Here is a 23,691-nt window from a genome sequence, read left to right on the forward strand (position 1 = left end):
CTATTACCGCGCCGTTACCGCGCGGCCAACGCCTCCAGCCGCGCCCTCACGCTGGCCAGAACAGGCGCCCACGCGCCGATTGCCGGTTGACGGAACAGTTCGATCGAGTCGTACCACGGCGTTCGCTGATTCGCCGCGCCCCAGAACCACGCCGATACATGGTCGATCATCAGGCAGGTCGGGACGCCGAGCGCGCCTGCGAGATGTGCCGGCCCGCTGTCGATCGTCACGACCAGGTCCAGGTTGGCGAGCAGCGCGGCCACGTCGTCGAAACCGGCCTCGAAATGCGCGGTGGGGTCGATGATCTGGACGCCGTGAGCACGCCACGCCTCGACCGTCGCAGTACGCCCCGGTGACAGCGCAACGTACGTGATGCCCGGCACGGTGAGCAGCGTTTCGATCTGTTCGACTGGCACCGAGCGCCGCATGTCACGGATGTGCTGCGGATTGCCATTCCACACCAGCCCGACTCTCGGACCCGCCGCCGTACTCTGGGCCAGTTGCGCACGCCATGAAGCGGCGCGCTGCGGATCGGCGCTCAGATATGCGTGGCCCCAGCCGGATGCTTCGAAGACGCCAAGCCGCAGCGGCAAGCTCATCAGGCCGCAATGAAAATCGGGCCGCGTATCGAGACTGGTTTCGAGCGTCACGCCACGCGGCAACATTCGTTCGAACAGATGCCGCAATGGTCCGTCGTGGCCGAAAATCACACGGCCGCCCTCGCGCTGCGCACGCTCGGCCAGCAACGGCAAAAAGCGCACTGCCCAGAGACAATCGCCATTACCCTGCTCGCCGTACACGACGAGCGTCTTGCCGGCCAACGATTCACCCTGCCAATGAGTGCTGATGGCAGCGAGCGCAAGATGCGCTTCATTCAGATCGTCACCGAACGCAATGCGCGATTCGTAATGCGCCCAGCCTTCCGCATAACGACCCGAACGGATTTCCAGCTCGGACAGATCGAACTGCGCATGGGCACTTTGCGGCGCGAGCTCAAGCACGCGCCGCAGCAGCGCTTCTGATTCGTCGAAACGGGCTTGCTCTTTCACGCACAGCGCGAGTTTATGCAAGGCCACCGGATTGCCCGGCACGACACGCACGGCCTCGCGCAGCAGCCGCTCGGCTTCGTCAAAGTCGTTGCGTTGTTGCACGGCGGCCGCGCGCCAGACGAGCGCGTTGGCATCCTCTGCATTTTGCGTGAGCAGAATCGCTGTGGCGGAGTCGACCAGATTCCAGTCACGCACGATGAAGGCGGTTTGCGCAATCGTCGCAAGCAGGTTGGGCTCACAGGACGCGTCGAGCTGATACGCACGCACCAATGCGCCGAGTGCTTCGCGTTGCAGTTCACGCTGCGACTGGCCGCGTTGTTGCCCGGCCGCCTGTAGCACGGCCTGCCCCAACGCTAACCAATCTGTCGCGCCGGCTTGGGGTGTGGTGACGCGTGCGCGTAATTCGGCGAGGGTTGCGGCGTCGGGGCGATGCGACGCTTCTTGCGGTGCGCTTCCCGACCTGTGTGGGTCCATCATGACTACCTTTCCGCTCGAACCAGGCAACGCCTTTCAGGGCGCGCTGGCAGCAATCTTCGGTGTCGCAACGGCGACGTCGCCACACTGCGCGCGATGGCGCAACGCGTGATCGATCAGCACCAGCGCGAGCATCGATTCGGCAATCGGCGTGGCGCGGATGCCGACGCACGGATCGTGACGCCCGAACGTTTCGACGACGACCGGCTGGCCCGCTTTGTCAATGGAACGCCGTGGCGTGCGAATGCTCGAGGTGGGCTTGATGGCGATCGACACCGTGATGTCCTGCCCGGTGGAAATACCGCCCAGCACACCGCCCGCATGGTTGCCGACGAACCCTTCCGGCGTCAGCTCGTCGCCATGCACCGAGCCGCGTTGCGCGACGCTGGCGAAGCCCGCGCCGATCTCCACGCCCTTCACCGCATTGATGCCCATCATGGCGTGCGCGATGTCGGCGTCGAGACGGTCGAATAGCGGCTCACCGAGGCCGACCGGCACGCCAGACGCCACCACGTTGATGCGCGCGCCGATGGAATCGCCGTCCTTGCGCAGCGCGTCCATATACGCTTCGAGTTGCGGCACGAGATCGGCATTCGCCGCGAAGAACGGGTTTTCACGCACATGCGACCAGTCAACGAATGGCACGTCGATCTCGCCCAAGGCCGCCATATAACCGCGGATTTCGGTGCCGAAATGCTCGCGCAGCCACTTCTTGGCCACGGCGCCCGCAGCGACCGTCGGCGCCGTGAGACGCGCCGACGAACGGCCGCCGCCACGGTAATCGCGGATGCCGTATTTCTGCCAATAGGTGTAGTCGGCGTGGCCAGGGCGGAAGGTCTCGGCGATATTGCCGTAATCTTTGCTGCGCTGATCCGTATTGCGGATCAGGAGTGCGATGGGCGCGCCGGTGGTGACGCCTTCGAACACGCCGGAGAGAATCTCGACCTTGTCCTCTTCCTGACGCTGCGTAACGTGGCGCGACGTGCCCGGCTTGCGGCGATCCAGTTCGATCTGGATGTCGGCTTCGACCAGCGCCATGCCCGGCGGGCAGCCATCAATCACGCAGCCAATAGCGGGGCCGTGCGATTCGCCAAAGGTCGTGACGGTGAAAAGCGTACCAAGCGTATTGCCGGACATGGCGTGATCCAAAGAAATGCGGGAAACCCCTATTATGCCAGCCCATCTTCGGGCGAGGGCCGTGCGGCGTGAGCGTTGGCCGAATGGATAAGGCGCGGCGGGCGCGAGGGGCGTGGGCGAGGGTCCTGGAGTCACGGCGTCGTGGCTCCCGGCTCCCGGCTCTCGGCTCTCGGCTCCCGGCTCTCGGCTCCCGGCTCCCGGCTCCCGGCTCCCGGCTCCCGGCTCCCGGCTCCCGGCTCCCGGCTCCCGGCTCCCGGCTCTCGGCTCTCGGCTCTCAGGGTAGCGCCGCAGCGGCCTTGCACCCCGGCGTGGGTCGCCGCCGCGTCACAACCTCCTGCAAAATCTACTTCCGCGCCCCCCGCAGCTCCGTCACGATGTCCTGTAGACGCTCAGGCGTGACCTCTGACGGCTCCAGCGGCTCGCCCACCGCCAGCGTCAGGCGGCTCATCACGCCCTTGCGCAACGGCCTCGGCCAGCGCGCATCGATGGCGCGCGAAAACACGCTGCCCCATAAGCCACGCAATGCCATCGGAATCACCGGTGCCGGGTTGCGGCGCAGGATCTCGCTCACGCCATGCCGGAACGGGTTCAGCTCGCCGGTTTTGGTCAGCTTGCCTTCCGGGAAAATGCACACCAGTTCGCCCTCGGCAAGCGCCTCGGCACAGCTTTCATAAGCGCGCGCCAGCATCTGCGGGTCTTCGTGGGACGGTGCGATCGGAATAGCCTTCGCATGTCGAAACACCCAGCCCGCAAACGGTGCCCGGAAGATGCGGTGATCCATCACGAAACGGATTGGCCGCGGGCTCTCCGCCATGATCACGAGGGCGTCCACGAAGCTCACGTGATTACACACCAGCACCGCAGCGCCCTCTTCGGGTATGCGCTCGGCGTGCACGAGCCTGATCCGGTAAAACGTATGCACCAGCAGCCACGCAATGAAACGCAGCAGAAACTCAGGCACCAGCGAATAGATGTACGCGGCTACGACGATGTTGAGCAACGCGGTGACGAGAAAGATGCCCGGGATGCCGACGCCTGCTGAGGTCAACGCCATCGCCATCAGCGCGGACACGATCATGAACAACGAGTTGAGAATGTTGTTCGCGGCAATGATGCGCGCCCGGTGACTCGGCTGGCTGCGGCTCTGGATGAGTGCATAGAGCGGCACGCTGTAAAAGCCGCCGAACATGGCCAGCAGGAACAGATCCGCCAGCACGCGCCAGTTGGCCGGCACGACGATGAATTCCGCCACGCTCAGCAGATGCGCCGGGAGCGGCCGCGCGTGGCTGGCAAAGAACAGGTCGATGGCGAACACGCTCATGCCGATCGAGCCCAATGGCACGAGGCCCACCTCGACACGGCGCTTCGACAGACGCTCGCACAGCAGCGACCCCAGCCCGATGCCAATGGAAAACGTTGCGAGCAGAACGGTCACGACGTCCGGATTGGCGGACAGCACATCCTTCGCAAAGCGGAAGAACGACGACAGAAACGTCGCGCCCACGAACCACAGCCACGAGATGCCGAGCAGGCTCAGGAACACCGTGCGATTTTCACGGGCAATCCGCAGATTGCGCCAGGTTTCGCTGAGCGGATTCCAGTTGATCTGCAGATTGGGTTGCGCCGCCGGCGTGACCGGCACGAAGCTCGACACCACCCGTCCTGCAAACGCAACGACGATACACGTGCAGCCCAACACGACAGCGCCATGCGCGACAAAACCCGCTGCTTCGCCCCCGACGATCGTGCCCACCAGAATGGCAACGAAGGTGCCCATTTCGACCATGCCGTTGCCGCCCACCAGCTCCGATTTGCCCAGATGCTGCGGCAGGTACGAGTACTTGACCGGGCCAAAAATGGTGGAATGCACGCCCATCAGGAACGTGCACAGATAAAGCAGCGGCGCGCTATGCAGCCAGAAGCCCGTGGCCCCGATCAGCATGACGGCGATTTCGAAGGTTTTGACGAAGCGCGTGAGCATCGCCTTGTCGTATTTGTCCGCGATCTGACCGGAGGTTGCGGAGAACAGCACGAACGGCAGGATAAAAATGGCGGAAATCAGAAACGCTGCCGTGGCTGCATCCACGCCCGAAAAACGTGCCGTTTGATACGTGACCAGCGAGGTAAAGCCGATCTTGAAGACATTGTCGTTCATGGCGCCCAGGAACTGGGTCCAGAAAAATGGCGCGAAACGACGCTCGCTCAAGAGGCGAAACTGGGATTCGTGCGCGTCGCCGCTACGGGCGGCTCGGCGGGCGGCGGGTAACGGGCGATCGCTCATGAAATTCGAAGAAAGTTGAACGGGACCGCATGAACGCGGAGGCTATGTAAGGTGCCATTGCGCGAGGTGCGGGGCATGCTGCGACGTCCCGCCGCACATCCCCACAGCATTGATGGCGCATTCGCCTCAATGCCGCCTGGCGCGCGGACGCAAAAAAGGCGCACGCTTTCGCGCGCGCCCTGGATCAATAACGCTTGCCCGTGTCAGCTTGATGGCCAGTACAACGTGGGGATTGCGCTTTTGCGGATCGTGCCTGTCTAGCGTGTCTCGACGCCCGCACGCACCCGCTTCAAGCCTTCGTTACTGCGCCTGCTGCGGCTCCTGCTCTTCCGGCCAGTCGCGGATATAAGCCTTCAGCATGCGATTTTCGAAACCCTGTTCTTCCACCACGGCCTTGGCCACGTCGTAGAACGAAATCACGCCCATGAGCGTGCGGCTTTCCATGACCGGCAGGTAGCGCACGTGATGCTCGAGCATCATGCGGCGCACTTCGTTGACGTCGGTTTCGGGCGTGCAGGTGAGCGGATGGTCGTCCATGACCTTGCGGATGGTGGACGTTCCCACGCTGCCCTGGTGCCGCGAGAGTGTCAGGATGATTTCACGGAAGGTCAGCATGCCGACCAGATCGCCGTACTCCATCACCACCAGTGAGCCGATGTCGTGCTCTGCCATTGCGTTGACAGCGTCGACCAGCGGCGTATCCGGCGTGACAGTAAAAAGGGTGTTGCCCTTGACCTTGAGAATGTCGCTGACTCGCATGATTGTCTCCTGTGTCGACGGAGGTCAGCGCCCTGGCGCCTGCCCCAGTTTCATGCAAATAGTTGCCATTGACTGAAGTTAGCGTTTTAGCGCCTTCCCCGGTGCCATGCACGATGGTTGCAAAATCCGGAAAAGCCATTAATACGTGACTGACTTTCGATCCTATCGGAAAGGCCCGTAAAAGGAAAGCGAGCCGGGAACCGCCCGCTCACCGGGGCGCAGCGGACTTCGCGGCGTGCCAGGTCGGGAAAATCGCACTTGAAGGCAATAGCCCCGGTGATAGGATGGCCCCCACTTTCACCCTTCGCGGAGCCGTCCGTGGCTCCGCCGCCTCAGGATGTCCGCCAACCGTTTCGACACGCTTGCGCTGCACGCCGGCGCCGCCCCCGACCCCACCACGGGCGCCCGCGCGACGCCGATCTATCAGACCACCTCGTTTTCCTTCCGCGACACCGATCACGCCGCCGCGCTGTTCAACATGGAACGCGCCGGCCACGTCTACTCGCGGATCTCGAACCCGACCGTGGCCGTTTTCGAGGAGCGCGTTGCCGCGCTGGAAAACGGCGCGGGCGCGATCGGCACGGCCAGCGGCCAGGCCGCCCTGCATCTGGCGATCGCCACACTGATGGGCGCGGGCGCGCACATCGTCGCCTCCAGCGCGCTGTACGGCGGCTCGCACAACCTGCTGCATTACACGCTGCGCCGCTTCGGCATTGAAACGACCTTCGTCAAACCGGGCGATCTGGACGCCTGGCGGGCCGCGCTGCGCCCCAACACCCGCCTGCTGTTCGGCGAAACGCTCGGCAATCCGGGGCTCGACGTGCTCGATATCGGCGCGGTCGCGCAGATCGCTCACGACCACGGCGTACCGCTGCTGGTCGATTCCACCTTCACCACGCCGTACCTGCTCAAACCCTTCGAGCACGGTGCGGACTTCGTGTATCACTCGGCCACCAAATTTCTCGGCGGCCACGGCACGACCATCGGCGGAGTGCTGGTGGACGGCGGCCGCTTCGATTTCGAGGCCTCCGGGCGTTTTCCCGAGTTCACCGAGCCATACGAGGGCTTTCACGGTATGGTGTTCGCCGAGGAAAGCACCGTCGCTCCCTTCCTGCTGCGCGCCCGCCGCGAAGGCTTGCGCGACTTCGGCGCGTGCCTGCATCCCCAGGCCGCGTGGCAATTGCTGCAAGGCATTGAAACGCTGCCGCTGCGCATGGATCGCCATGTGGCCAACACTCGCAAGGTGGTCGAGTTCCTTGCCGCTCACGCCGCCGTTGAATCCGTGGCGTATCCCGAACTGGACACGCATCCCGATCATGCGCTCGCCAAACGTCTGCTGCCGCGCGGCGCCGGCGCAGTGTTCAGCTTCAACCTGCGCGGCGACCGCGCCGCCGGCCGCCGCTTCATCGAAGCGCTCACGCTGTTCTCGCACCTCGCTAACGTGGGCGACGCCCGCTCCCTCGTGATTCACCCCGCCTCCACCACCCACTTCCGCATGGACGCCGCGGCGCTCGCCGCAGCGGGCATTGCGGAAGGCACGATTCGCCTTTCGATTGGCCTCGAAGACCCTGACGACCTGCTCGACGACCTCAAGCGCGCGCTGAAGGCTGCACAGAAACCCGCGAAAGCCGCACCTTCTGCCAACACGACGCCGTCCCCGTCCCACGGTCCTGCCGATGCAGCCACCGCCCCCGCCACCGGTGGCGCGCAGAAGGAGTCGACATGATCTTCGAGGTGCAGCACCAGCCGGTGTACGCCTATACCGGCGGCAAGCCGTTCGACCCCAGCCTGCCCACCGCCGTGTTCATCCACGGTGCCGAGCATGACCACAGCGTGTGGGGCCTGCAGACGCGCTACTTCGCACACCACGGTTTTGGCGTGCTGGCGGTCGATCTGCCGGGCCACCATCGCAGCGGCGGCCCCGCGCTGACCAGCATCGGCGCTATGGCGCAGTGGCTTGCTGCCGTGCTCGACGCGGCCGGCGTGACGCGTGCCTGCGTGATCGGCCACAGCATGGGCTCGCTCGTCGCGCTCGAATTCGCCGCACGCTACCCCGAGCGCGCCACCCACCTCGCGTTGCTTGCCACTGCCGCGCCGATGACGGTCTCCGACACCTTGCTCGACGCCGCGCTCAACCGTGAGCCCGAAGCCATTGCGATGGTCAACCAGTGGTCGCATTCGACGCTCGCCGCCAAGCCCTCGAGCCCCGGTCCGGGCTTCTGGCTGCATGGCATGAACCAGCGCCTGATGGAACGGGTTTCGGCCACCGGCGAACCCCATCTCTTTCACACCGATTTCGCCGCCTGCAACGCCTACGCGGACAGCCTGCCGAGCGCAGCACAGGTGCGCTGCCCGGTCTTGCTGCTGGTTGGCAAGCGCGACATGATGACTCCGCCGCGCGCAGCGCAGGCGCTTGCCCAGGCCTTCGATCACGCTGGTGTGGCGCATCAGACCGTCACGCTCGATGCAGGCCACGCGCTGATGACCGAGCAACCCGACGCGACGCTCGACACGCTATTTGCCTTCGCGAAGCACAGCACCAAAGCCGCCCCGTCACCACAACGATAGTGGACAGACACGCTTCGCACCATCGGCCGAATGGCCGAGTTGCGCCCACCTGCCGATAGCAGCACAATGGCTCAAGCCTGTCGGGAACGAGCTTTGCACCACCGCTATGCGCGCCGCGTACGTTTGGCATTGCCAGGCAGCGCGGTTCGATTCACAGCGTGATAGAGGGGCAGGTCAGGAAGATGTCACACAAGCAGCGTAACGGAGGCCATGATGGCTCAAACCGCTCATACCGATCACTTCGCGAGTTTCGCGGAGTTTTATCCGTACTACCTGGAAGAGCATCGCAACAACACGTCGCGACGGCTGCATTTCGTGGGCTCGCTGGGCGTGATCGGCTTCCTCGCCATGACGCTCGCCACCGGCAACTGGCTGTGGCTGCCGGCCGCCGTCATCTGCGGCTATGGCTTCGCGTGGGTCGGCCACTTCTTCTTCGAGAAGAACCGCCCGGCCACCTTTCGTCACCCTGTCTATAGCCTGATGGGCGACTGGGTCATGTTCAAGGACATCTGTACGGGGAAAATTTCGCTTTAACGCGGGCGCGCCTTGTTCATGCCGCTCGTGCCGTTGATGCCGCTCATGCCGTTTGATGTGGCATGGACGCGGTCTGCTGTTCGGCCTGCGCTGCGCGTTCGGCTCTCGCCGCGGCGCGCAGTGCCAGCAACGACGCAAGCGTGACGCTCAGCTTGTCGTTTTCGAGCGCGGAAAGAAGCGTGGCACCGTCCACCCGCGTCGAATCCAGATTGAGCTGATATTCGAGTTCGCCGCGATCGACCACGAACAGGTCGAAAAGACGCGCCACCGTGACCTGATTCGGATTGGCGAGCAGCAGGAAACACGGCCGCGCGCCGTCCTCCTGCAAGCGCGCGATCCACTCGATTTCCTCGAGCTTGTCGAGCAGCGCGGTGGTCGTATCAATGTCACGGCGGAGCATGCGCGCCAGATCCGGCAGAGAGTAACCGCGCTTGCCGGCCTCACGCGCCTCGCAGAGCCGCGCGAGCAATTCGAGCGCGTCGAACAGGTCGCTGCCCGCAAAGCGCGGCCGGTGAAACTGGCCAATACGGATGGCTGGCAGCGCCGAGGCCACCATCGCGCCCGCCAGTGTGATGAACCAGCTCAAGTACATCCACAGCAGGAACATCGGCACGGTGGCAAAGGCGCCATACACGGCCGTGTAGGTGGGGACGCGGCGGATGTAATAGCCAAAGCCACGCTTGGCGAGCTCGAAGGCAATCGCCGCGCCCACCCCGCCTACCACCGCGTCGCGCCACTCGACGCGGCAGTTCGGCAAATACACGTAGAGCATCGTGAAAGCGAGCGCAGTGAGCGGCAACGCAGCGCCCGTCAAGGCCCAGTCGATCAGCGGCGTGACGTGCTGGGCCGCGCTGAACGCCATGGAGCGGGTGAACAGATAGGAGGAGATCGACAGGCTGACGCCGATCAGAATGGGCCCCAGCGTGATCACCGCCCAGTACACCAGTACGCGCTGGGCAAACGGGCGCGGCTTGCGCACGCGCCAGATCACGTTGAAGGCGGATTCGACGGTCATCATGGTCATCACCGAAGTGAGGAACAGGACGATCATGCCCATCGTGGTCAGCCCCTTGGCCTTGGACGCGAACTCGTTCAGATAGTTGAAAATCTGGTTGTTAAACTGCGTGGGCATCAGATGCGCGGCGAGGAAATTCTGCAGCGACATCTGGAACGAACCGAAGATCGGGAACGCCGTGAACAGCGCGAACGCCACCGTGGCCAATGGCACGAGCGAGAGCATGGTGGTGAAGGTGAGACTGCCCGCCACCTGAGGAATCCGATCTTCGCTGCTGCGCTGCGCGGCGAACTGCGCGAGGCGTTTGAGCGCATCGAGGTCTAAACGCACCCTGGACAACAAACCTGCCTCCTTCGACTTCGTAAAGCCCGCCGCGCCCATTGCGGCCGGCGGCGGATTGCCTGCGCGCGGCCTGTGCCGCGGACCCAGCCCCTATAATACCTGCTCACCCGAAGAGGCCTATGAAAGACATTCTCGTGCTCTATTACAGCCGTTACGGCGCCACGCGTGAACTTGCGCTGGCGATTGCGCACGGCGTCGACAGCGTCCCCGGCATGCAGGCGCGGGTTCGCACAGTGCCCCCGGTGTCCACCGTTTGCGAGGCCACCCAGCCGGACATCCCGAGCGAAGGGCCGCCGTACGTGGAACTGCGCGATCTGGAAGAATGCGCCGGTCTCGCGCTCGGCTCGCCCACCCGCTTCGGCAACATGGCCGCACCGCTCAAATACTTTCTGGACGGCACCACGCCGCAGTGGTTATCCGGCGCGCTCGCGGGCAAACCCGCATGCGTATTCACCGCCACCGGCAGCATGCACGGCGGCCAGGAAACCACGCTGCTTTCGATGATGCTGCCGCTGCTGCATCACGGCATGCTGATTCTCGGCATCCCCTACACCGAGAGCACGCTGACCACCACGCAAACCGGCGGCACGCCTTACGGCGCGTCCCATTACGCACGCGCGGACTCCGCTGAACACGGCATTTCAGCCGACGAGAAGACACTCGCCGTCGCGCTCGGCGCGCGTATTGCACGTACGGCTGCTGTCATGAGCGAACGGCCGTGAATACGCCTGCTCCCTTTGAGACTGCAGCGGATAACCCGGCGAGCGCGCCACCTGTTCCAGCCACACCTCGCCGTCGAGGCGCGGCCCTCGGCGCCGCCCTCGCGCTGATCGCACTGATCGTGCTGTCGGTTGCGTGGGAATGGTGGCTCGCACCGCTGCGGCCCGGCGGCACGGCGCTCGTCCTCAAGGCGGTGCCGCTGCTGCTGGCGTTGCCGGGCGTGCTGCGCCGCCAGCTCTATACGTTGCAGTGGGCGTCGATGCTCGTCTTGCTGTATTTTGCCGAAGGCATCGTGCGCGGCATGAGCGACCGTGGTCTCTCCGCGCAGCTTGGCTGGCTGGAGACGGTGCTCGCCTTGATCTTCTTTGTCTGCGCACTCGCCTATGTCGCCCCGTTCAAGCGCGCCGCACGACAGCGTGCGAAGCATCCGGGCTAACGCCACGCCTCACCCACGTCCCTTGTCTTCCGGTATCTGTCTGAGCACCTCTTGATCGACCGACCATCATGACTCAACCCACTTCCCCCGCCGGCAACGGTACTGACGCCCCCTCACAGGCGTTCATCGCCGCATGCCGCGACGCCATCGGCGCAGCGCATGTGTTGACCGAGCCGCATGACACCGGACCCTATCTGACCGACTGGCGGCGCCGCTACACCGGCGCCGCGTGCGCCGTGCTGTGTCCGGCGACGCCTGCCGAAGTGGCCGCCGTCGTCAAACTCGCGGTCGAACATCGCATCGCAATCGTGCCGCAAGGGGGCAACACGGGACTGGCCGGCGGCGCCACGCCGGATTCGAGCGGGGCGCAGGCCATCCTGAGTCTGCGGCGGCTCAACCGCATCCGCGACATCGACCCGCACAACAACACGATCACCGTCGAAGCGGGTGTGATCCTCGCCGAAGTGCAGTCGCGCGCCGAAGAAGCCGGCCGTCTGTTCCCGTTGAGTCTCGCCGCTGAAGGCAGTTGCACGATTGGTGGCAATCTCGCCACCAACGCGGGCGGCACCGGCGTGCTGCGCTATGGCAACACGCGCGAACTGTGTCTCGGCCTCGAAGTCGTGACCGCGCAAGGCGAGTTGTGGGACGGCCTGCGCGGATTGCGCAAGGACAACACGGGCTACGACCTGCGCGACCTCTACATTGGCGCAGAAGGCACGCTGGGCATCATTACCGCCGCCGTGCTGAAGCTCCATCCACAGCCCGCCGCACGTGTCACGGCGCTCGCTGCACTGGCCTCGCCGCAGGCCGCGCTCGATTTCCTCTCGCTCGCGCAACGCTTCGCGGGGCCGCTCCTGACCGGCTTCGAATTGATGTCGGATTTCTGCCTGCGGCTCGTGGGCCATCACTTCGAACAGATGCGCTATCCGTTCGCGGAATCACATGCTCAGGTCGTGCTGCTCGAACTGTCTGATAGCGAAAGCGAAGAACACGCACGCGCCCTCTTCGAACGCCTGATGGAAACCGCGCTCGAAGACGGTCTGGTCGAAGACGCGGTGGTGGCGGAAAACCTCGCGCAGTCGCGGGCATTCTGGAATCTGCGCGAACACATTCCGCTCGCACAGGCCGAAGAGGGGCTCAACATCAAGCACGATATCGCGGTGCCGATCTCGCGCATCGGCCATTTCATCACGGAAACCGACGCGGCCATCGCAGAGGCGGTGCCCGGTGCGCGCATGGTCACGTTCGGGCATCTCGGCGACGGCAATCTGCACTACAACGTGCAGGCGCCGGAAGGTGGCGACGCGAAGGCGTTCCTCGCGCAGTATCAGAGCCCGATCAACAAGATCGTGTATGACAGCGTGCACCGGCATCGCGGCAGCATCAGCGCCGAACATGGGCTTGGCCAGCTGAAAATCGACGAGGCGGCGCACTACAAATCAGAGGTGGAAGTGCAGTTGATGCGCACGCTCAAGCGCGCCCTCGACCCGCTCAACCTGATGAATCCGGGCAAGGTGATACGCTAGCAGCTGGGCACGGCCTAGCGCCGCGCTGATGCATCCGCTGTTGTACCACACACCGTCCGCGCTTTTCTGACAGGAGCATCGTTCGTGAAGATTCGCGTGCTGTCCGATCTGCATCTGGAGTGCGACGAGCCGGAAGTCATTCCGCACGCTCAGGCGGATCTGATCGTGCTTGCCGGCGACATCCACAATCACGCAGCCGGGCCGCGCTGGGCGGCAGAAACCTTTGACGGGTCGGTGCCGGTGGTGTACGTGCCCGGCAATCACGAGTATTACGACGGCGAGTTCGGTGCACTGGAAACGGCCATGCACGATGCTGCCGCCTCGGTCGACAATGTCCATCTGCTCAACAACGCCGCGCTGGTCGATCCGGCGGGCGAGTGGCGCGTGCTCGGCACGACGTTGTGGACCGACTTTGCCCTGTACGGCGCGCAACCGGAAGCCATTGCGGATTCGATTGCGGCGGCCGAACGCGTGATGCTCGACTTCCGCGGCTTGATCCAGATCGCATGGCCGCATGAGCGCACCGCCGCTCCCGAAGCCGCAGCGCCGCGCAATTTCACGCCCGGCGATTCCCTCGCCCTGCACGCGCAGGCCCGCGCCTGGCTCGCAGGCGAACTGGCGAAGCCATTCGGCGGCAAAACCATCGTCGTCACCCACCATGCGCCGCATCGCTCGAGCCTTGCCGAGCGCTATGCCAACGACCTCGTCTCAGCCGGCTTCGTGAATCATCTGCCGGAGCTGGTGCGTGCGCCCGTCGCGCTGTGGATACACGGTCATACGCATACCGCATTTGATTACACCGTCGACGGCACGCGGGTGGTCTGCAATCCGCGCGGCTATCCCGATCGTCGCACCGGACAGATGGAAAACCCGCTGTTCGCATGGGACAAGGTGGTGGAGATCTAGTCGCGCGGATCTAGCCGCCCGCTGGTCACATCCGGCGCAACGCATTAAGCTGCGGGCGTCGGCAAGCCGTTGCGCCATCCATCCGGGAGCGCTCATGTGTGGTCGAATCAGCCAGTACCGCGAAGCATCGCGCTACGCCCAGCACCTGGGCCTCGCCAATCCCTTCATGCTGTTCGATGCCGCCGACCGCCGTCCCGGCTACAACCTGCCGCCCGGCACGCATCCACTCGCCATCTATCCAGACGAAACCATGCGGCCCATTCATTGGGGATACTGTCCGGACTGGGCGCGCGCCCAGAATCTGCCGCAGACCATCAACGCACGCGCAGAAACCGCCGCCGGTGGCCGCTATTTCAAGGAATTGTGGATGACCGGCCGCGTGCTGGTACCGGCGGACGGCTGGTTCGAATGGCGGCTGGAGACCGCGCCGGAAGATGAGCGTGAGGAGAACGAAACAGGCAACGGCGCACCGGAGAGTCAGTCTGCCAGTGCGTCCGTGCTGGCCGAGAATGAGTCAACCGGGCAGATGCGCCCTCCGACGCGCCACCAAACCGATGCGATGTTCTCGAAGCAACCGGTCAGGCAACCCTACTACGTGCGTCTGAAACGCGACGAGCCGATGTATCTGGCGGCGCTATCCAACGTGCAGGGCACCCAGCCGCAAACCGAGGGCATGGGACTCGTGATCGTGACGGCCACCGCCGACGCCGGCCTGATCGACGTACACGATCGCCGGCCGCTGGTATTCGGGCCCAAGGCCGCGCGCCGCTGGCTCGACCCGGCCATAAGCGGCGCCGAAATCGACGATCTGGCCCGTCACGCAGGCGAGCCGGCGGCAAAATTCAGGTGGTATCGGGTGAGCCTCGACGTGGAACGGCCGTTGGTCGACGAGCCACGCTTGATCGAGGCGTTGCAGTAGCCTGCAGTACCGTTTGGGAGCGGCTGGTTTGAGCGCCACTTAAGGGCAGCTTACGGGCACCTCAACCGCAGCATAAGCGCGGATCGAGGACCACTTGCGCGGAGCGACCGCGCGAACTCATCGAGCGCTTCGCGAAGCGCGTTTCCGGACGGCTAGCAACTGCGCGTTACCGGACGGTCAGCAACTGGTTAGCAACCGGGATGCGACTCCGGCTGCAACCCGCGCCAGCCCGAAGCCCGCTTCCCAGGACCGCCCAGAACTCAACGCCGCCGCGTGTACCCCGCCGCATCGCGGCGCTCGGCGCGGATCGGCACGAGTTGCGGTTGAGCCTTGAAGCGGCGCAGCAGCTCGCGCGAGCCCGCAATTCCGATCAGTCCCAGCATGACGGCCACGCCGATCAGCAGATGCGTATCCATATTCCTTCTTCCTTTTTGATTCCAGATTCCTGAGCGCTGGCCGGCGCGGCCGGCAAGTACGTTGGACACCACGTTATCAAATCAAATCGGAGCCAGAAGTAAGGAAATGTTGCGACGCCGCGCTTCTGTAACATCGCGCAACGCCGCGACGAGTCCGCGCTTCGTCAAGTCCGGGCAAACTTGCGCAGTTCGGTTTGATCCGCCGCGAGCGTTGCAGGCAGTTCGTCGCGCAGGAATTCCACCCACGTGCGGATCTTCGCGTCGAGGTACTGGCGCGACGCGTACAGCGCGTACAGATTCATTTCCTGCGACGTGTATTCGGGCAGCACCCACACCAGCTGCCCGCTACGCAGCCCGCTGATGGCCGAATAAATGGGCAGCAGACCCACCCCCATGCCTTCGCGCACCGCTACTGCCAGCGCTTCGGCCACGTTGACCTGAAACGTGGCGGCGCCTAGCGCAACGCTTTCCTGGCCATTCGGGCCGTCGAAAATCCATTCAGCCGTAGGGAAGATGGGCGTCACGAGTTGCAGACAGGTGTGCCGGTTGAGATCGTTCGGCACCTGCGGCACGCCGTGCCGCTCCAGATAGGCCGGCGACGCACAGGCTATGCTGAAGGCGCCGCCCAGCCGCTGCGACACCAGACCCGAATCCGGCAGGTCCTGCGCCAGCACGAGCGCCACGTCGTAGCCCTCGTCGAGCAGATCAGGAACACGGTTCGAGAGCGTCAGTTCGATCTGCACTTCCGGATAACGCTGCTGATAACGCCCCACGGACGGCACCACGTAGTGCTGTCCGAAGCTCGTCATGCCATGCACCTTGAGCTTGCCGGACGGCCGCGCGTGGGCGTCGCTCGCCTCGGCCTCGGCCTGGTCGACGTAGGCAAGAATCTGCTCGCAGCGCTGCAGATAGCGCTCGCCGGCTTCGGTGAGCGCGATGCGGCGCGTCGTACGGTTGAGCAGGCGCGTGCGCAAATGCGCTTCCAGGTCGGAGACCGCGCGCGACGCATAAGCCGTCGTCGTATTCAGGTGCTGCGCCGCACCGGTGAAGCTGCCCGCTTCGACGACCCGGACAAATACGCGCATGTTTTGAAGCGTATCCATACCCATCCTTACTGAGACAGTGCGATTGTTACATGCTTCGTAAGAGCGATTGTCACAGTTTCCGTAAAAATGCCTTGCATCTTTACAGCTTATTCATGAATACCACCAAAAATATAATAACGCACAGGGTTCTATAGTCAATTCAGGGGGAAATCGTGCAGTGTCCGGTACAAAAAGGGATCGCCACGTTGGCCGCTCTTACGATCTCGATAATAATCGCCGGCTGCGCCAGTAACGGGGGCCTGGCACCGCAGGACCGCGCCACGGAAACCGGAACGCTCGACGCCGGCGCGGCCATCCGCGCGGCCAATGCCGAAGCACAGTGGCCCGCTGCCGACTGGTGGCACACCTATCACGATCCGCAACTGGACGCCTGGATCGCTGCCGCTCAGGCGAATAACCCCACGCTGGCCATCGCCCAGGCGCGGGTGCGCGAGGCGCAAGCCATGACGGGCATCGCACGCGCCGCGCAGGCACCGCAGATCAACGGCAGTCTTTCGATCGAGCGTGAACACTGGCCCGACAACGTCTACTACGGCCCCGGCCCGCTCTCCGACGCGAACACCTGGAACAACACCGGCACGATCGGCCTCTCCTATCACCTCGATCTGTGGGGCAAAGACCGTAACAATACCGAGCGCGCGCTCGATCTCGCCCACGCCAGCGCGGCCGACGAGCGCGCGGCGCAGCTCGAACTCGAAGCCAACGTGGTGCGCGCATACGTCGACATGTCGATGAATTACGCGCTGCTCGATATCGCCAACGCCACCCTGCAGCAACAGCAGCAGATCGTCGATCTGGCCACGCGCCGTCTGAAGGGCGGCCTTGGCACGCAGCTCGAACTGAGCCAGGCGCAAACGCCGATTCCCGAATACGAACGTCAGATCGATGCGCTCGAAGAAGCCATCGCGCTCGACCGCAACCGGTTGGCTGCGCTGGCCGGCAAAGGGCCCGGCGCGGGCGACGCGATCACGCGGCCCGCGCTTTCGCTGGCGGCGCCGGCCGGCTTGCCGTCGGCGTTGCCGGCCGAACTGCTCGGCCACCGTCCGGACGTCGTCGCGGCGCGCTGGACGGTGGCGGCGCAGGCGCGTGGCATCGACGTCGCCAAGGCTAACTTCTATCCGGACATCAACCTGCTCGCCTCGATCGGCGGTTACGCGGCGGCGGGGCCGCTGTTCCAGTTCCTGCGTTCGGCCAACGGAAGCTGGACGGGCGGTCCGGCAATGTCCCTGCCGATCTTCGACGGCGGCCGCCTGCGCGCCGAACTCGGCACCTCGGACGCGGGCTACGACGCCGCGGTCGATCAGTACAACCAGACCATCGTGAGTGCGCTGAAGGACGTCGCGGATCAGGTGGTGCGCCTGCGTTCGCTGCAAACCCAGCAAAGCGACGCGGAACGTTCCGTCGCCGCCGCACGCAAGAACTACGACCTGTCCCGCGAAGGCTACAAGCGTGGCCTGACCGATTATCTGAACGTGCTGATCGCGCAGAATCAGTTGCTACATGCCCAGGAAGGCGTGGCGCGGATTCAGGCGCAGCGGCTCGGCGCGCATGCGTCGTTGATGACCGCGTTGGGTGGCGGCCTCGCCGATCCCGCGGATGGCCCGAAGCCGGATGAGACGCTGCCCGCGCATGGTCGCGGCAAGGGCCAGCCGGGGAGTAACGCCCCTGACGTCCCTAAGGCCCCTAACGCCCCGCTCAGCACGCAAACCGCCGCGCCCGCGACGGCCCTGCAATAACGCGCGGCGCTCCCATGTCTACATCCACCGCGCCCCGCCAGCCGTTGACTCCGGCGACGCTCTACACAGCCGTCGCCGACTGGGCCCGCACCGACGGCCTCACGTGGCTCTACGTGCTGAAGGCGCTGACGGCCGCCTTCCTCGCGCTCGGCATTGCAATGAAGCTCGACCTGCCGCAGCCGCGCACGGCCATGACCACCGTGTTCATCCTGATGACGCAGCAAAGCGGTCGCGTGCTGGCCAAGAGCTTCTACCGGATCTGCGGCACGCTGGTCGGGCTCGTCGTGATGCTGGTCCTGATCAGCCTGTTCTCGCAGCAACCGGAACTCTTCATCACGTCGACCGCGATCTGGGTCGGCATCTGCACCGCGGGCTCCGCGCGCAACCGCAATTTCCGCTCGTATGGCTTCGTACTTGCGGGTTACACGGCGGCGCTAATCGGCATCCCTGCTTCGCAGAATCCCGACGGCGCGTATATGTCGGCGCTCACGCGGGTGGCCGAAATTACGCTGGGCATCATCTGCTCGGGCGCGGTGAGCGCGCTGATTTTCCCGCAATCGGCGGGCGACCAGATGCGCAATACGGTGCGGGTGCGTTTCAGCGCATTCGTCGACTATGTGGCGGCCGCCTTGTCGGGGCAAGTGGATCGAGCCCACATCGAGGCCACCAACGCGCGCTTCGTCGCGGATATCGTGGGCTTCGAAAATACCCGCAGCGTGGCCGTTTTCGAAGGTCCCGAAGCGCGCATGCGCAGCGGCCGGCTGTCGCGGCTGAACAGTGAGTTCATGACCGCGTCGACGCGGTTTCACGCGCTGCACCAGTTGATGAACCGCCTGCACGATGCGAGCGCCGCACGTGTGATCGAAGCGCTGCAACCGTATTTCAGCGAGATCGCGCCGCTTCTGAACAAGTCCGGCCAGCCCATCCTGAGCGCCGCCGACGCCGCGCATGCCACTGCGCAACTCGAGGCTTACAAGGCGACGCTGCCGCAGCGGGTGCGCGCGACCCGCGCCGGACTGGCCGCGGAAGACGACACCCCGTTGCTCGATTTCGACACGGCGGCGGAACTGCTGTACCGCTTCGTCGACGATCTGCACGCCTACACGGCCACGTATGCCTCACTCGCCGTGGATAACCATGAACGCGAACGCTGGATCGAACGCTACACGCCGAAGACCAACGCGCTGGCGGCGGCGATCGGCGGCTTGCGCGCCACGTTCGTGGTGATGCTGCTCGGCGCCGTGTGGATCGCCACCGCGTGGCCGAGCGGCGTCTCGCTGGTGCTGACCGGCGCGGCGACCTGCGCGCTGGCGTCCTCGTCGCCCTTCCCCGCGCGCATGGCGTTTCACATGGCTATCGGCACGGCGCTCGCGGGTCTCGTCGGGCTCGTGCTGACGTTCGGCGTGTATCCGCATATCGACGGCTTCCCGCTGCTTTGCGTCGTGCTCACGCCCTGTCTTGCGCTGGGGGTGTTCATGACCACGCGTGCGAAGCTGGTTGGCTACGGCTTCGGCTACTGCGTGTTTTTCTGCACGCTGGCCGGACCGGACAACCTGTTCCACTACGATCCGACCGCGTTCATGAACGACGCGATTGCGCTCGTGCTGTCCATGCTGGTGACGGCCGTGGCCTGCGCGACCATCCTGCCGCCTTCGATCCCGTGGATGCGCAATCGCCTGCTGATCGACCTGCGCCGCCAGGTCGTGAGCGCGTGTCACGCACGGCTCACGCGACTGCGTTCGCGCTTCGAGAGCGGCACGCGCGATCTGCTGTTCCAGCTCAACGCACTGGCCGCGACCGAGCCCGAGTTTCAGCGCAATGCGTTGCGCTGGATGTTCGCGGTGCTCGAGACGGGTAACGCCGTGCTCGACCTGCGCCGCGAAATCGCAACGCTGCCTGCCAACGCCCGCTATGCCAGCACGATGCCGTGGCGCGTGGCGGAAACCCGCGCGCGCCGCGCCGTGGCGGCGCTGTTCGAGCGGCCGGACGAACGCCGCATGGACGCAGCGCTGGCGGCCACCACCGATGCGATCGCCGCCGTGCAGCAGGTGTTGACGACGTTTGCGCCGCCGCGCGAGGAACGTCATCAACTGCAACGCATTTTGAGTCATCTGCATTTCATTCGTACCGCGCTGCTCGATCCGCAATCGCCGCTGGAAACGCTGGTGGGCACGCGGACCGACGCATCACAAGGAGTTCGCCATGCCACGTGAAGTTGCCGTCCTCGACGCCTATGTGCCGGCCATCGTGCTGCTGTTTGTGGCCGGCACGCTGCTGACGTGGATGCTGGACCGCGTGCTGGCCTATACGGGCCTGTACCGCGTGGTATGGCATCCGAACCTGTTCCGGGCCAGCTTGCTCGTGTGTGTGTGCGGCGCGCTGGGTCTCGCCGTTTATCGTTGACCAGAGTCGAATCATGACCATTCGAAATATTGTGGGTTTTGTCGCGACAGCCATCATCTTCGCGTTAGCGATCTTGATTGGCCGAGCCTTGTGGGTGCACTACATGGATCAGCCGTGGACACGGGACGGCCGCGTGCGCGCCGACGTCGTCAACATTGCGCCGGACGTCTCCGGCGCGGTCGTGGCGTTGCCGGTGCACGACAACCAGATGGTGAAGAAGGGTGACCTGCTGATGCAGATCGACCCCGCGCACTATCAGATCGCCGTCGAACAGGCCGAGGCCGCCGTGGCCGCACGCAAGGCCGAACTGCAGATGCGCCGTGACGACGCGAAGCGCCGCGCCGACATGGACAGCATGGTGGTCTCGAAGGAGAGCATGGACAATGCGACCCATACCGCCTCAGCAGCCGAAGCGGCGTATCAGCAGGCCCAGGCCGCGCTGGATGCAGCAAAGCTGAATCTGGAGCGCACGCGGGTGGTATCGCCCGTGGATGGTTACGTGACCAACCTGAACGTATTCCAGGGTGACTACGCAACGGCGGGCGCAGCGAAACTGGCCATCGTGGATAGTCATTCGTTCTGGGTGTATGGGTACTTCGAGGAGACGAAGCTGCCGCACGTGAACGTGGGGGATAAGGCGCAGATGCGGTTGATGAGTGGCGGCGTGCTGCAGGGACACGTGGAGAGTATTTCGCGAGGGATTTATGACCGCGATAATCCGCAGAGCCGGGAGTTGCTAGCGGATGTGAATCCGACTTTCAATTGGGTCAGGTTGGCGCAGCGCGTGCCTGTGAGGATTCGGATTGATCAGGTGCCTGAGGGGGTAGTGCTTTCGGCTGGTACTACTTGTACTGTTGTTGTGCAGCCTGGTTGATGTTTTTTTTGCCTGCGGCGCTGGCTGTTTTTGTTGGCGCTTTTTTGCTTTTTTTTTGGCCTTTCTCTTTGGCCTTTCCTTGATTTCTTATTGGTTTATTTGCGTTGCCCCTGTGCGGGGCAGCACCTACTTTTCTTTGCCTGCCGCAAAGAAAAGTAGGCAAAAGAAAACGGCTCACACCGCCAGCTTGTAGGTGTCTCCCTCGCCGCTTCCGTGGCGTTGGTCCGAGACGAGACCCTCCCTCGCGCCGCATCCCTCCGTGACAAAGCATTCATTCATCCCACTTCGCACTGCGTGCGTCGCGGTTGGGTCTGCATGGGGAAGCGGGCGGGGGATATTTTGGGCTGCCCTCCCTCCAGACTAATTAGATATCCAAACGAATCTTCGGCCGACCTGAAACTGTGGGAGTCGCGCCAGCAGTTGCGCAAACTGGGCCAACACCTTGGGTTATGCCCAACGGCGGGGCGCGCAGCGCAACGCTGGAGCGAATGACGGCCTGGTCACAAAGGGAGGAAATGCGAGGGCTGATCTCGTCTCGGACCAATGCCGCGAGCGTGGCGAGGGAAACACCTACTGGCTGGCGGTTTGAGCCCGCTTTCTTTGCTTACTTTCTTTGCGGCGGCAAAGAAAGTAAGTGCCGCCCCGCACAGGGGCAACACAAATAAACCAATAAGAAATCAAGGAAAGGCCAAAGACAATGCAAAAAAAGGCCAAAAAACAACGACCAAAAACAAAAACAGCGAGCGCCGCAGGCAAAAAACTACCCTAACTTAAACCTCGCCACCATCACCTTCAACCCCTTAGCCTGATCATCCAGAGACCGAGCAGCAGCAGTCGCCTGCTCAACCAACGCTGCATTCTGCTGCGTCCCGGAATCCATCTGCGTCACAGCCAGATTAATCTCCTCGATCCCCGAACTCTGCTCGGCCGAAGCCGCCGAGATCTCCCCGATGATGTCGGTCACCCGCTTCACTGCCTTCACCACCTCGTCCATCGTCTGACCCGCATCCTGCGCCAGCGCCGAACCATTCCCCACCCGCTCCACCGATGCGCTAATCAACCCCTTGATCTCCTTGGCCGCGCCCGCGCTCCGCTGCGCCAGATTGCGCACCTCGCCCGCTACCACCGAGAAGCCACGCCCCTCTTCGCCCGCGCGCGCCGCTTCGACCGCTGCGTTCAGCGCCAGAATGTTCGTCTGAAACGCAATGCCCTCAATCACGCCGATGATGTCCGCAATGCTCTTCGCGCTCTCGTTGATCTGGCTCATCGTCGCCACCACGCGGCCTACCACTTCGCCACCCTTCTCCGCTATTTCCGATGCGTTGTGCGCCAGCGCGCTCGCCTGCTTCGCGTTGTCGGCGTTTTGCCTCACCGTCGAGGTCAACTGCTCCATGCTGCTCGCCGTACGTTCGAGCGCCATCGCCTGCTGTTCGGTCCGCTGCGACAGATCCAGATTGCCCGTCGAAATCTCCCCCGATGCCGTGGCGATCGCATCCGCGCTCGCGGCGATATCCGAGACGGTAGTCGCAAGCCCGCTTTGCATCTCGCGCAACGCCGACAGCATGCTCGAGCGGTCCTGACTCGCTAGCGCAATACGATTCGACAGATCGCCCGCGGCAATCCGGCTCGCGATTTCCTTGGCATACACCGGCTCGCCGCCGAGTTGCCGCGCGAGCCGCCGCACCACCCATTCGCTGATCACGAAGGCGAGCGCGATCAAGCCAGCGGTCATCCCCGCCAGCATCACGAACGACGAGTGGTAGATGAACCCCGAGGCATCGATGGTCGCCTTCGCGGCCACGCCGCGCTGCTCGACCAGACCATCCACCATCTTCTCCAGCTTTTCCGTCTCCACCAGCATCGAGACGTCCTGGGTGCCAACCTGCCAGTTCATCTGCGACAGATCCAGCGGCTGCGCCTTCACGAGCGTCACGAAATCGCGCAGATGCCCGCTCCAGGTTGCAACCGCGGCGGCAAATTTCTGCTCCTGCGCGGCGGCATCGCTATCCGCGGGGTCGGCGTACTGGCGCAGCGCGTTTAGTTGCGTCGCGAGTCCTGCGAGATCCTTGTCGATGTCCGCGCCCAGTTCGTCGCGTTCCTTCGCGGTCGTGGCGGTCAGCAGCATCTTCTGCGCACGGCTCGCGCGCAGCACATGACCGCGCGCCTCCTCCGCCGCGCGGCTCGCCACGTGACCCTGCACGTAGATGGACTGCGCCGAGCCATTCAGACGGCCGATCTGCGTCAACGAAAACACCCCAATCACCAGCGTGCCGAGCAGCAGCATCGCAAACGCCAGCCGCAATGTGGCTTTTACGGACAAACCCTGCGGACCGGCCGCCGGTGCGCGCGGCTGCGACGCCCCTCCAACCCGCTCGCTATCTGCAACAAATCCCACCCCTGTCCGGCTGCCCAGCGAAACTTTCATATTTGTTGGCCCCGCGCCACGTTTGCACATCTGCGGGAACAAGCCGTTCCCGCATTCCAGGATAT

21 protein-coding genes are annotated in these 23,691 nt (G+C 64.2%); 12 read left to right on the plus strand and 9 right to left on the minus strand.

The genetic code is table 11. From position 1 onward, the window contains the following. Window positions 1-14 precede the first annotated feature (14 nt). The 4 genes from D0B32_RS16190 to D0B32_RS16205 form a co-directional block, all read right to left on the minus strand. The gene (locus tag D0B32_RS16190) at window positions 15-1,526 is read right to left on the minus strand and encodes a tetratricopeptide repeat protein (RefSeq protein ID WP_404935557.1); all 1,512 of its coding nucleotides are present in this window, start codon (window positions 1,524-1,526) and stop codon (window positions 15-17) included. Window positions 1,527-1,559: 33 nt separating this feature from the next. Continuing rightward, on the minus strand, window positions 1,560-2,660 hold the full coding sequence (aroC, locus tag D0B32_RS16195; RefSeq protein ID WP_117335005.1) for a chorismate synthase: 1,101 nt from the start codon (window positions 2,658-2,660) through the stop codon (window positions 1,560-1,562). Window positions 2,661-3,003: 343 nt separating this feature from the next. Next, window positions 3,004-4,941 carry an MFS transporter gene (locus tag D0B32_RS16200; protein WP_117335006.1) on the minus strand — a complete coding sequence of 646 codons (1,938 nt, stop codon included), beginning with the start codon at window positions 4,939-4,941 and terminating at the stop codon, window positions 3,004-3,006. 300 nt (window positions 4,942-5,241) lie between these two features. After that, complete coding sequence (locus D0B32_RS16205; RefSeq protein ID WP_117335007.1) at window positions 5,242-5,700, minus strand: CBS domain-containing protein; 459 nt, start codon at window positions 5,698-5,700, stop codon at window positions 5,242-5,244. Between the two features lie 337 nt (window positions 5,701-6,037). On the opposite strand from D0B32_RS16205, the gene D0B32_RS16210 reads away from it, so the two are divergent. The 3 genes from D0B32_RS16210 to D0B32_RS16220 all read left to right on the plus strand — a co-directional run bounded on the left by D0B32_RS16210 (window position 6,038) and on the right by D0B32_RS16220 (window position 8,802). Beyond that, window positions 6,038-7,426 (plus strand): O-acetylhomoserine aminocarboxypropyltransferase, encoded by a 1,389-nt coding sequence (locus tag D0B32_RS16210; RefSeq protein WP_117335008.1) that lies wholly within the window; start codon window positions 6,038-6,040, stop codon window positions 7,424-7,426. Beyond that, entirely contained in the window at window positions 7,423-8,268 is an 846-nt protein-coding gene (locus tag D0B32_RS16215; protein ID WP_117335009.1) for an alpha/beta fold hydrolase, read from the plus strand. Before D0B32_RS16210 ends, D0B32_RS16215 begins: the two co-directional genes overlap by 4 nt. Window positions 8,269-8,481: 213 nt before the next feature. Further along, the gene (locus D0B32_RS16220; RefSeq protein WP_117335010.1) at window positions 8,482-8,802 is read left to right on the plus strand and encodes a DUF962 domain-containing protein; all 321 of its coding nucleotides are present in this window, start codon (window positions 8,482-8,484) and stop codon (window positions 8,800-8,802) included. A gap of 43 nt (window positions 8,803-8,845) precedes the next feature. Here D0B32_RS16220 and D0B32_RS16225 read toward each other — a convergent pair whose 3' ends face one another. After that, the gene (locus D0B32_RS16225) at window positions 8,846-10,159 is read right to left on the minus strand and encodes a YihY family inner membrane protein (protein ID WP_259295026.1); all 1,314 of its coding nucleotides are present in this window, start codon (window positions 10,157-10,159) and stop codon (window positions 8,846-8,848) included. Window positions 10,160-10,278: 119 nt separating this feature from the next. Here D0B32_RS16225 and wrbA point away from each other — a divergent pair, with 119 nt between their 5' ends. The 5 genes from wrbA (at window position 10,279) to D0B32_RS16250 (ending at window position 14,666) form a co-directional block, all read left to right on the plus strand. Continuing rightward, the gene (wrbA, locus tag D0B32_RS16230; RefSeq protein ID WP_117335011.1) at window positions 10,279-10,881 is read left to right on the plus strand and encodes an NAD(P)H:quinone oxidoreductase; all 603 of its coding nucleotides are present in this window, start codon (window positions 10,279-10,281) and stop codon (window positions 10,879-10,881) included. Beyond that, window positions 10,878-11,315, plus strand: coding sequence for a DUF2069 domain-containing protein (locus tag D0B32_RS16235; RefSeq protein ID WP_117335012.1), 438 nt, complete (start codon window positions 10,878-10,880; stop codon window positions 11,313-11,315). Before wrbA ends, D0B32_RS16235 begins: the two co-directional genes overlap by 4 nt. 68 nt (window positions 11,316-11,383) lie before the next feature. Continuing rightward, window positions 11,384-12,841: an FAD-binding oxidoreductase gene (locus tag D0B32_RS16240; RefSeq protein WP_117335013.1), complete on the plus strand. Its 1,458-nt coding sequence runs from the start codon at window positions 11,384-11,386 to the stop codon at window positions 12,839-12,841. A gap of 84 nt (window positions 12,842-12,925) precedes the next feature. Further along, window positions 12,926-13,747 (plus strand): metallophosphoesterase, encoded by an 822-nt coding sequence (locus tag D0B32_RS16245; RefSeq protein WP_117335014.1) that lies wholly within the window; start codon window positions 12,926-12,928, stop codon window positions 13,745-13,747. A gap of 94 nt (window positions 13,748-13,841) precedes the next feature. Continuing rightward, on the plus strand, window positions 13,842-14,666 hold the full coding sequence (locus tag D0B32_RS16250; RefSeq protein ID WP_259295027.1) for an SOS response-associated peptidase: 825 nt from the start codon (window positions 13,842-13,844) through the stop codon (window positions 14,664-14,666). Window positions 14,667-14,926: 260 nt separating this feature from the next. Here the strand turns inward: D0B32_RS16250 and D0B32_RS32570 are convergent, their stop codons facing one another. Together D0B32_RS32570 and D0B32_RS16255 are read right to left on the minus strand one after the other, a co-directional pair. Next, a complete protein-coding gene (locus tag D0B32_RS32570; RefSeq protein ID WP_181969828.1) occupies window positions 14,927-15,082 on the minus strand; it encodes a hypothetical protein in 156 nt (51 codons plus the stop codon). Between the two features lie 164 nt (window positions 15,083-15,246). After that, complete coding sequence (locus D0B32_RS16255) at window positions 15,247-16,185, minus strand: LysR family transcriptional regulator (protein WP_117335015.1); 939 nt, start codon at window positions 16,183-16,185, stop codon at window positions 15,247-15,249. Between the two features lie 155 nt (window positions 16,186-16,340). Here D0B32_RS16255 and D0B32_RS16260 point away from each other — a divergent pair, with 155 nt between their 5' ends. The 4 genes from D0B32_RS16260 to D0B32_RS16275 are packed head-to-tail and all read left to right on the plus strand — an operon-like array spanning window position 16,341 to window position 21,201. Next, entirely contained in the window at window positions 16,341-17,924 is a 1,584-nt protein-coding gene (locus D0B32_RS16260; RefSeq protein WP_117335016.1) for an efflux transporter outer membrane subunit, read from the plus strand. 14 nt (window positions 17,925-17,938) lie between these two features. After that, on the plus strand, window positions 17,939-20,137 hold the full coding sequence (locus D0B32_RS16265; RefSeq protein WP_117335017.1) for an FUSC family protein: 2,199 nt from the start codon (window positions 17,939-17,941) through the stop codon (window positions 20,135-20,137). Then, the gene (locus tag D0B32_RS16270) at window positions 20,127-20,327 is read left to right on the plus strand and encodes a DUF1656 domain-containing protein (RefSeq protein WP_117335018.1); all 201 of its coding nucleotides are present in this window, start codon (window positions 20,127-20,129) and stop codon (window positions 20,325-20,327) included. The genes D0B32_RS16265 and D0B32_RS16270 overlap by 11 nt, the downstream gene beginning before the upstream one ends. Window positions 20,328-20,340: 13 nt before the next feature. After that, complete coding sequence (locus tag D0B32_RS16275) at window positions 20,341-21,201, plus strand: HlyD family secretion protein (RefSeq protein ID WP_117335019.1); 861 nt, start codon at window positions 20,341-20,343, stop codon at window positions 21,199-21,201. Here D0B32_RS16275 and D0B32_RS32295 read toward each other — a convergent pair. Together D0B32_RS32295 and D0B32_RS16285 are read right to left on the minus strand one after the other, a co-directional pair. Further along, window positions 21,170-21,379 carry a hypothetical protein gene (locus D0B32_RS32295; RefSeq protein WP_147329535.1) on the minus strand — a complete coding sequence of 70 codons (210 nt, stop codon included), beginning with the start codon at window positions 21,377-21,379 and terminating at the stop codon, window positions 21,170-21,172. The two genes, D0B32_RS16275 and D0B32_RS32295, sit on opposite strands and share 32 nt — an antisense overlap. A gap of 582 nt (window positions 21,380-21,961) precedes the next feature. Then, entirely contained in the window at window positions 21,962-23,626 is a 1,665-nt protein-coding gene (locus D0B32_RS16285; protein ID WP_117335021.1) for a methyl-accepting chemotaxis protein, read from the minus strand. Between the last annotated feature and the right edge of the window lie 65 nt (window positions 23,627-23,691).

The sequence above is a fragment of the Paraburkholderia sp. DHOC27 genome (assembly GCF_003429005.1).
Classification (GTDB): Bacteria; Pseudomonadota; Gammaproteobacteria; order Burkholderiales; family Burkholderiaceae; genus Paraburkholderia.